The sequence below is a fragment of the Mycobacterium sp. genome (assembly GCF_035653355.1).
GTDB lineage: Bacteria > Actinomycetota > Actinomycetes > Mycobacteriales > Mycobacteriaceae > Mycobacterium.
Genome location: NZ_DASRBZ010000527.1, coordinates 1 through 3,378 on the forward strand (window position 1 = coordinate 1; position 3,378 = coordinate 3,378).

Sequence of the window (3,378 nt, forward strand, 5' to 3'; positions counted from 1 at the left end):
ATCGTCATCGACGACGAGGACCGGGAGAACGAGGGCGACCTGATTTTCGCCGCCGAGAAGGCGACCCCGAGCCTGGTGGCGTTCATGGTCCGCTACACCTCTGGATATTTGTGCGTGCCGCTGGACGGCGCGATCTGCGACCGGCTGGGCTTGTTGCCGATGTACGCGGTCAACCAAGACAAGCGCGGCACCGCCTACACCGTCACTGTTGACGCGAGAAACGGTGTGGGGACAGGCATTTCGGCGTCCGACCGGGCGACAACGATGCGGTTGCTGGCCGACCCGGCCAGCGTCGCCGAAGATTTCACCCGCCCCGGGCACGTGGTCCCGTTGCGCGCCAAGGAAGGCGGCGTGCTGCGTCGCCCCGGCCACACCGAAGCTGCCGTCGACCTGGCCCGGATGGCCGGGCTACAACCCGCGGGGGTGCTGTGCGAAATCGTCAGCCAGAAGGACGAGGGCGCGATGGCCCAGACCGACGAGCTGCGGGTGTTCGCCGACGAGCATGACCTGGCGCTGATCGCCATCGCCGACTTGATCGAGTATCGGCGCAAACACGAGAAGCAGATCGAGCGGGTCGCCGAGGCACGGATCCCGACCCGCCACGGCGAGTTTCGCGCGATCGGCTACACCAGCATCTACGACGACGTTGAGCACGTGGCTTTGGTGCGCGGTGAGATTGCGGGGCCCAACTACGACGGCGACGACGTGCTGGTCCGCGTGCACTCCGAGTGCCTGACCGGCGACGTGTTCGGCTCCCGCCGCTGCGACTGCGGGCCCCAGTTGGACGCGGCAATGGCGATGGTCGCGCGGGAGGGCCGCGGTGTCGTGCTCTACATGCGCGGCCACGAGGGCCGCGGCATCGGGCTGCTGCACAAACTGCAGGCCTACCAGCTGCAGGACGCCGGCGAAGACACCGTCGACGCCAACCTCAAACTCGGGTTCCCGGCCGACGCACGCGATTACGGCATCGGCGCGCAGATTCTGGTCGACCTCGGGGTCCGGTCCATGCGGTTGCTGACCAACAACCCCGCCAAACGGGTCGGCCTGGACGGCTATGGGCTGCACATCATCGAACGGGTGCCGCTACCGGTGCGAGCCAATGCCGAGAACATCCGGTATCTGATGACCAAACGCGACCGGATGGGCCACGACTTGGTCGGACTCGACGACTACCACGAATCGGTCCACTTGCCAGGCGAATTCGGCGGGGCGCTGTGAGTGGTGGCGCCGGTGTGCCGGAGATGCCGGCGCTCGACGCGTCCGGGCTGAGACTGGCAATCGTCGCCAGCACGTGGCACACCGAAATCTGTGACGCGCTGCTGGACAACTCTCGTAAAACGGCCGCCGACTGGGGAATCGACAACCCGACCGTGGTCCGCGTGCTCGGGGCGATCGAGATCCCGGTGGTGGCGCAGGAACTGGCCCGCAACCACGACGCGGTCGTCGCGCTGGGAGTGGTAATCCGCGGTGAGACGCCGCATTTCGACTACGTCTGTGATGCGGTGACCCAGGGCTTGACCCGGGTCTCGCTTGATGCGTCGACCCCGGTAGCCAACGGCGTGTTGACCACGAACACCGAAGAGCAGGCGCGCGACCGGGCGGGCCTGCCTGCGTCGGCCGAAGACAAGGGCGCTCAGGCGACCGCCGCCGCATTGAATACCGCGCTGACGCTGCGCGATCTGCGCGCACAGTCGTGACCGCAGCACCGGACTGGGACCTGGAAGTGCGCCCGCACCTGACGCCGTACTTCGCCTACGCCGCGGCGGTGGTGATCGCGGCCGCGCATATCGCAGTGGGCCTGCTGCTCAAAGTCAAGTCCACAGGCGTGGTCTTCCAGACTTCCGACCAGGTAGCGATCGCCGCGCTCGGCATCGTCATCGCCGGTCTGGTGCTGCTGTTTGCGCGGCCCCGTCTGCGCGTGGGCGCCGCCGGGCTGTCGGTGCGCAACCTGCTTGGCGACCGGCTGATCCCATGGTCGGACGTCGTCGGGGTGTCGTTTCCTGCCGGCGCCCGCTGGGCGCGAATCGACCTGCCCGACGACGAGTACATTCCGCTGATGGCGATCCAGGCCGTCGACAAACACCGCGCCGTAGCCGCCATGGATACCGTGCGTGAGCTGCTGGAGCGCTACCGTCCCTCACGCGAGCAGACGTAGACTCGCACCCGCGGCGCCTCCCCAGTCCGATTCTGTGTCTGCTCGCGACGACTAGCCTGAAAACGTGCCTGATCCCGCCACATATCGCCCCGCACCCGGGTCCATCCCGGTTGAGCCGGGCGTCTACCGCTTCCGGGACCAGTACGGACGCGTCATCTATGTCGGGAAGGCCAAGAGCCTGCGCAGCCGGCTGACGTCCTACTTCGCCGACGTCGCCAGCCTGCACCCGCGGACCCGCCAGATGGTCACCACCGCCGCCAAGGTCGAGTGGACCGTGGTCAACACCGAGGTCGAGGCGCTGCAACTGGAATACAACTGGATCAAGGAGTTCGATCCCCGGTTCAACGTCCGGTACCGCGACGACAAGTCGTATCCGGTGTTGGCAGTCACCCTCAACGAGGAATTCCCGCGGTTGATGGTCTACCGCGGTCCACGGCGCAAAGGTGTGCGCTACTTCGGGCCGTACTCGCATGCGTGGGCGATCCGCGAGACCCTGGACCTGCTTACCCGGGTGTTTCCGGCGCGTACCTGCTCTGCGGGAGTTTTCAAGCGGCACAAGCAGATTGATCGGCCCTGCCTGCTGGGCTACATCGACAAATGCTCGGCGCCGTGTGTCGGGCGGGTCAGCGCCGAGCAGCACCGCCAGATCGTGCTGGATTTCTGCGACTTCTTGTCCGGCAAAACCGAGAAGTTCGCCCGCAGCCTGCAACAGCAGATGAACGCCGCGGCCGAGCAACTCGACTTCGAGACGGCCGCGCGGCTGCGCGACGACCTCTCGGCGCTCAAGCGGGCATTGGAAAAGCAGGCGGTGGTGCTAGGTGACGGCACCGACGCCGACGTGGTGGCGTTCGCCGACGACGAGCTGGAAGCCGCTGTCCAGGTGTTCCACGTGCGGGGCGGGCGGGTCCGCGGCCAGCGTGGCTGGATCGTCGAAAAGCCGGGCGACCCCGGCGATTCAGCTGAAGCACAACTGGTCGAGCAGTTTCTCACCCAGTTCTACGGCGAGCAGGCCGAACTCGACGGCGCAGCAGACGAATTCGCAAACCCGGTGCCCCGCGAGGTGCTGGTGCCGTGCCTGCCGCCCAACTCCGACGAACTGGCCAGCTGGCTATCGAAGCTGCGGGGTTCCCGCGTCGTGCTGCGAGTGCCCCGGCGCGGCGACAAAAAGGCGCTCGCAGAAACCGTCCAGCGCAACGCCAAAGAGGCGCTGCAGCAACATAAAT

Annotated in this window: 4 protein-coding genes; all 4 read left to right on the plus strand. The window is 66.8% G+C overall.

What is annotated here, in order from left to right; genetic code table 11:
- A partial coding sequence (locus VFA16_RS18125) for a bifunctional 3,4-dihydroxy-2-butanone-4-phosphate synthase/GTP cyclohydrolase II (RefSeq protein ID WP_324969146.1) occupies positions 1 to 1,218 on the plus strand: 1,218 nt, incomplete at its 5' end.
- Positions 1,215 to 1,697, plus strand: coding sequence for a 6,7-dimethyl-8-ribityllumazine synthase (gene ribH / locus VFA16_RS18130; RefSeq protein WP_324969147.1), 483 nt, complete (start codon positions 1,215 to 1,217; stop codon positions 1,695 to 1,697). The genes VFA16_RS18125 and ribH, both read left to right, overlap by 4 nt.
- Positions 1,694 to 2,155, plus strand: a complete 462-nt coding sequence (locus VFA16_RS18135) for a PH domain-containing protein (RefSeq protein WP_324969148.1) — start codon at positions 1,694 to 1,696, stop codon at positions 2,153 to 2,155. The genes ribH and VFA16_RS18135 overlap by 4 nt, the downstream gene beginning before the upstream one ends.
- A gap of 64 nt (positions 2,156 to 2,219) precedes the next feature.
- On the plus strand, positions 2,220 to 3,378 hold a 1,159-nt coding region (uvrC, locus tag VFA16_RS18140), incomplete at its 3' end, for an excinuclease ABC subunit UvrC (RefSeq protein ID WP_324969149.1).